The following is a 4,966-nucleotide window of genomic DNA, read 5'->3' as shown; positions in this document are numbered from 1 at the left end:
GGCACCAGACCCCGCTCCCTGATCCGGCCTGATCCAAACGAAAGACCCTAGCGGCCGGTCCCCGGGCCCGGTCTACCGGGGGGCGACATACCGTTCGAGCCCGGACTCCGTCACCCACTTCTGCTCCGCGAACAGCCGCGTGCCCCGCTCGCACAGCCCGGCGTCGGCACGCGCCCGCGCGCAGAACTCCTCGGGCGTCACCCCGAACAGCTCCCTGAGCCGCGGTGACCGCACGAGGAGCTGGGTGAGCAGCGCCCGCTGCCCCGGATGCCCGCGCGGCGCACCGGTACCGTTGTGCAGCACCCCGTGCCGGTTGACGTACGCGAAGGCGCCGGGGAGCAGCGTGCCGTCCGCCAGCTCGATCCGTACGTCCGGCGCGGGCAGCCAGGCCCGGTCGTAGTTGCCGTGCGGCAGCGGTACGCCCTCGCTCGCGTCGACCGCGGCCAACTGCCGTGCGTCCAGCCAGACGAGGAACAGCTCGCGTGGTTCGCCGGGCGCCTCGACGGGCGAGGCGGAGACGTATCCCAGGCGGCTGACGTGCGCGGAGACCCCGATGCCCACCCCGGTGACCGCGGCCTTCACCATCGGCACCAGCGAGGTGATCCCGAACGCGGCCATCTTCCGGCGGAGTTGACCCGGGCACGCGTTGGAACCGACCGACAGGACCGGCACCCGGTCCTCGTGCACCAGGCGCTCCAGCGGCAGCATGCGGTCCCCGTGCAGGAGTCCGGAGTCCGCGGGCCAGGCGCCCGGATAGGTCAGCGGATGGTCGCGCGGCGCCTCGGCGAGGCCCAGCTCCTCCAGCGTGCGGCCGGTCATCGGCGGCTCAGTCCGCCGGCGGCAGCTCGCCCGAGCCGCGGGTGATCAGCCGGGTGGGCAGCTCGATGCGCTCCGGCATGACGAGGGTTCCCTCCAGTTGGCGGAAGAGGCGCTCGGCGGCGGTACGGCCGAGAGCGGCCGCGTCCTGGGCGACCACCGTGACACCCGGCTGGAGCAGGTCGGCGAGCTCGATGTCGTCGAAGCCCACGAGGGCGACGGAGCGGGAGTGCTCGGCGAGCACCCGGATCACGGTGACCGTCACCCGGTTGTTGCCCGTGAAGATCGCGGTGACGGGGGAGGGGCCGGAGAGCATCTCCTGCGCCGCCCGGCGCACCCGCTCCGGGTCGGTGGCCCCCAGGGACATCCAGGCGTCCTCCACGGGTATCCCGGCGGCGTCCATGGCGGCCCGGTAGCCGCGCAGTCGCTCGGCCGCCGTGTGGATGCGCGGCATGTCGCCGATGAACCCGATCCTGCGGTGCCCGTGAGCGATCAGGTGGGCGACGCCGTCCCGGGCGCCGCCGTAGTTGTCGGACAGCACCACATCGGCGTCGATCCTCCCGGCCGGGCGGTCCACGAACACGGTCGCGACGCCCGCCTTGATCTCCGGCTCCAGATAGCGGTGGTCGTCCCCGGCCGGGATGACCACCAGGCCGTCCACGCGCCGCGCGCACAACGCCAGCGCCAGCTCCTGCTCGCGCTCCGGGTCCTCCGCGCTGGACCCGTTGATCAGCAGCGCGCCGTGGGCGCGGGCCACCTCCTCCACCGCGCGGCTGAGCGGGCCGTAGAAGGGGTCGGCGAGGTCCTCCAGGACCAGGCCGATGCTCGCCGTACGGCCCTTGCGCAGCACCCGCGCGCTGTCGTTGCGTCGGAAGCCGAGCGCGTCGATGGCCTCCTGGACGCGGCGTTCGGTGTCCGGCGTGACGCCGGGCTCGCCGTTGACCACGCGCGACACCGTCTTCAGTCCCACCCCGGCGCGTGCCGCCACGTCCTTCATCGTCGGGCGGTTGCCGTAGCGGCTTCCGGTGAGGGCGGCTGCGCGGCGGGGGGTCTCGGGCACGATGCGGAATCCTGTCCTGTCGTCCACGGGGGATGCGTAGGTCCATGGGTTTGTATGAGGATGTGGCGTCGAGCATAGAGCCTGGACAACGTTGTCAGATGCGGGAGACACTGTCCACCGCACTTACCGGCCCGCGCCCCCACCGCCGGACCGGCCTTGGTTCTTCGACGGTTGTTCTCATGTTTGACGGGGAGATCTGACTCTGATGCACACCGACCTCGTGGCGGCGCTCGACATCGGCGGCACCAAGATTGCCGGCGCGCTGGTGGACGGCCACGGACGGATCCAGGCGCGCGCCCAGCGTCCGACGCCCGCGCAGGAGCACGGCGAGACCGTCATGCGGGCCGTGGCGGAGGTGCTCGGTGACCTGGCCGAGTCGCCGCTGTGGGAGCGCGCCGGCGCCGTCGGTATCGGCAGCGCGGGCCCGGTGGACGCCTCCGCGGGCACGGTGAGTCCGGTGAACGTGCCGGGCTGGCGGGACTTTCCGCTGGTCGAGCGGGTACGGGCGGCCTCGGGCGGGCTCCCGGTGGAACTGATCGGCGACGGTGTCGCGATCACCGCCGCCGAGCACTGGCAGGGCGCGGCCCGCGGCCACGACAACGCGCTGTGCATGGTCGTCTCGACCGGCGTCGGCGGCGGCCTGGTCCTGGGCGGCCGGCTGCACCCCGGGCCCACCGGCAACGCGGGGCACATCGGCCACATCAGCGTCGACCTCGACGGCGACCCGTGCCCGTGCGGCTCGCGCGGCTGTGTCGAGCGGATCGCCAGCGGCCCCAACATCGCCCGGCGCGCGCTGGCGGAGGGCTGGCGGCCCGGACCCGACGGCGACACGTCGGCGGCCGCGGTGGCCGCCGCCGCCCGAGCCGGAGACCCCGTCGCGATGGCCTCCTTCGAGCGGGCCGCGCAGGCGCTGGCCGCCGGGATCGCGGCCACCGCGACCCTCGTCGAGATCGACATAGCGGTGATCGGCGGCGGCGTGGGCAAGGCGGGCGAGGTCCTCTTCACGCCGTTGCGCAAGGCCCTGTCCGACTACGCGACCCTCTCCTTCGTCCGGCGGCTGACGGTGACGCCGGCGCAGATGGGCACGGACGCGGGCCTGGTGGGCGCCGCCGCGGCCGCGCTGGCCCGGAGGCCGGACGCGACCGCGGGAGTCTGACACCGGTCGCCCGGACGCGACGCCACCGGCCGGCGGGAACGTTCGGCCGGGAGCGGTCGCGCCCTCGACGGGCACCGGCTCAGCAGCTGATCCGGGCGTCCGCCCAGTCCGCGTGGTCCGAGTCGATGCCGTCGCCGCCGTCGGTGACGACCAGCCGGACCACCTGGGCGCCGGTCACGTCGGCCGTGAGCGGCTGGGCGGGCACCGCGTTGGTGAGGACGCCGGTCGAGGCGACCTTCGTGCCGTCGGCCCAGACCTCGAAGGCGACGGTGCCCTTCGCGCCCTTCTCGTCGTCGACCCCGACGTCCGCGCTGACCGTCTCGCACGCCTTGCCGGTGTAGTACGCGACGGCACTCTCCGCGTGCACGCCGAGTCCCTTGGCGTACACCGCCCCGCCGAGGGTGAGGGGGTGGCCGTCGCCCGCGGCGCTCTCCCCGTTGCTGGTGTCGCGTTCCACGGGCCCCCAGCCGTTGGTGGTGGACAGCCACGGCAGGTCACCGAGGTACGACGTCCCCGCAGGCGGCGGTACCGCCACGGAGGCCGTCAGCGGCAGTGTGCTGTCGACGCGGGCCCCGGACGGTGAGCGGTAGCGGGCCCGGAGCGTCAGGTCGTACGAACCCGTCGGCGTCCCCCGAGGAGCGGTCACCTTCCAGCCGGTGCGCAGCGTACGGCCCGTCGGCAAGGCGGCAGCCCCGGTGGCCGAGGTCGGGGTGAGCGTCCAGCCCTCGGGGCCGGTCAGGGACACGGACACCCGCTGGGCGGGGGTGCGGCCGAGGTCGGTGACCGTGGTCGTGAGCGCGGCCGGTGTGCCCGCCTCCACGAAGGGGCTGCCCTCCAGGCCGAGTTCGACGGCCGGCGGGTGCGTGGCCCAGCGGGGGTCGGCCGCGACGCGGACCAGGACCGTGCCGTGGGCCGGGACGGTCGCGGAGACGGTGCCGGCGGTGTTGTGGCTCCGGTGTTGCCACAGGTCCCGCAGCGTGTAGGCGGGGGCGTCCGGCAGGCCGACGGCCCGGGCGGTCGTCGCTATCCGCTGGGCGGTGCCGGACTCGTTGAACAGGGCCACCGTGCGGCTGCCGTCCGCCATCTCCTTCGCCACGACCCAGCGTCCGCCCTCGGAGGAGACGACGGTGCCCTGCTTGCCCAGCGGGTCCTGGTCGACCGCGACGACCTCCTTGTTGCCCAGGATGTCGAAGGTCGCCGGGGACGCCTTGCGCAGGTCGGTGCCGATGAGCAGCGGGGCCGCCATGACCGACCAGAGGGAGAAGTGCGAGCGGTACTCGGTGTCGGTCATGCCGCCGTTGCCGACCTCCAGCATGTCGGGGTCGTTCCAGTGGCCGGGGCCGGCGTACGGCGCGAGCGGGAGGTTCTGTTTCAGGATGGACAGCATCGAACCCCAGCTGTCGCTGATGTCCCCGGTCGTACGCCACAGGTGGCCCACGTCCGCCGCCCACTCCCAGGGCTTGTTCGCGCCCCACTCGCAGATGCTGTAGACGATCGGGCGGCCCGTCGCCCGGAGGGCGTCGCGCATCGTGGTGTAGCGCGCCTTGGCGTCCACACCCTGGTTATTGCAGTTGTCGTACTTGAGGTAGTCCACGCCCCAGTCCGCGAACTGCTGGGCGTCGCTGTACTCGTGGCCCAGGCCGCCCGGGAAGCCCGCGCTGTTGCACGTCTTCGTGCCCGCGCTGGTGTAGATGCCGAGCTTGAGCCCCTTGGCGTGCACATAGTCCGCGACGGCCTTGATGCCGTGGGGGAAGCGGGCCGGGTCGGGGACCAGTTTTCCGTCCGCGTCGCGGTTCGGCAGGGCCCAGCAGTCGTCGAGGTTGACGTATTGGTACCCGGCGTCCTTCAGGCCCTTCGCGACGAAGAGGTCCGCGATGCCCTTGACCATGGCCTCGTCGAACTCCGCCCGGCAGTGCGTGGAGTTCCAGTTGTTG

Annotated in this window: 4 protein-coding genes; 1 reads left to right on the top strand and 3 read right to left on the bottom strand. The window is 73.3% G+C overall.

The features are described 5' to 3' along the window. Positions 1 to 72: 72 nt before the first annotated feature. Together IPZ69_RS46330 and IPZ69_RS46325 are read right to left on the bottom strand one after the other, a co-directional pair. Positions 73 to 819 carry a hypothetical protein gene (locus IPZ69_RS46330; RefSeq protein WP_235460945.1) on the bottom strand — a complete coding sequence of 249 codons (747 nt, stop codon included), beginning with the start codon at positions 817 to 819 and terminating at the stop codon, positions 73 to 75. A gap of 7 nt (positions 820 to 826) precedes the next feature. Then, positions 827 to 1,876, bottom strand: a complete 1,050-nt coding sequence (locus IPZ69_RS46325; RefSeq protein WP_235460944.1) for a LacI family DNA-binding transcriptional regulator — start codon at positions 1,874 to 1,876, stop codon at positions 827 to 829. Between the two features lie 205 nt (positions 1,877 to 2,081). On the opposite strand from IPZ69_RS46325, the gene IPZ69_RS46320 reads away from it, so the two are divergent. Then, the gene (locus tag IPZ69_RS46320) at positions 2,082 to 3,032 is read left to right on the top strand and encodes an ROK family protein (RefSeq protein ID WP_235460943.1); all 951 of its coding nucleotides are present in this window, start codon (positions 2,082 to 2,084) and stop codon (positions 3,030 to 3,032) included. 79 nt (positions 3,033 to 3,111) lie between these two features. Here IPZ69_RS46320 and IPZ69_RS46315 read toward each other — a convergent pair. Continuing rightward, positions 3,112 to 4,966, bottom strand: a 1,855-nt coding sequence (locus IPZ69_RS46315; RefSeq protein ID WP_235460942.1) for an NPCBM/NEW2 domain-containing protein, incomplete at its 5' end; no start/stop codon positions are given.

It is taken from the genome of Streptomyces olivochromogenes, from assembly GCF_021538895.1.
GTDB lineage: Bacteria > Actinomycetota > Actinomycetes > Streptomycetales > Streptomycetaceae > Streptomyces > Streptomyces olivochromogenes_A.
The sequence above is the reverse complement of the archived record's forward strand: the minus strand, read 5'-3'. Positions and strand labels throughout refer to the sequence as shown.

Coding starts and splice junctions, on each gene's coding strand:
- IPZ69_RS46320 (WP_235460943.1), top strand. CDS start 2,082: ATGCACACCGACCTCGTGGCGGCGCTCGACATCGGCGGCACCAAGATT.
- IPZ69_RS46330 (WP_235460945.1), bottom strand. CDS start 819: ATGACCGGCCGCACGCTGGAGGAGCTGGGCCTCGCCGAGGCGCCGCGC.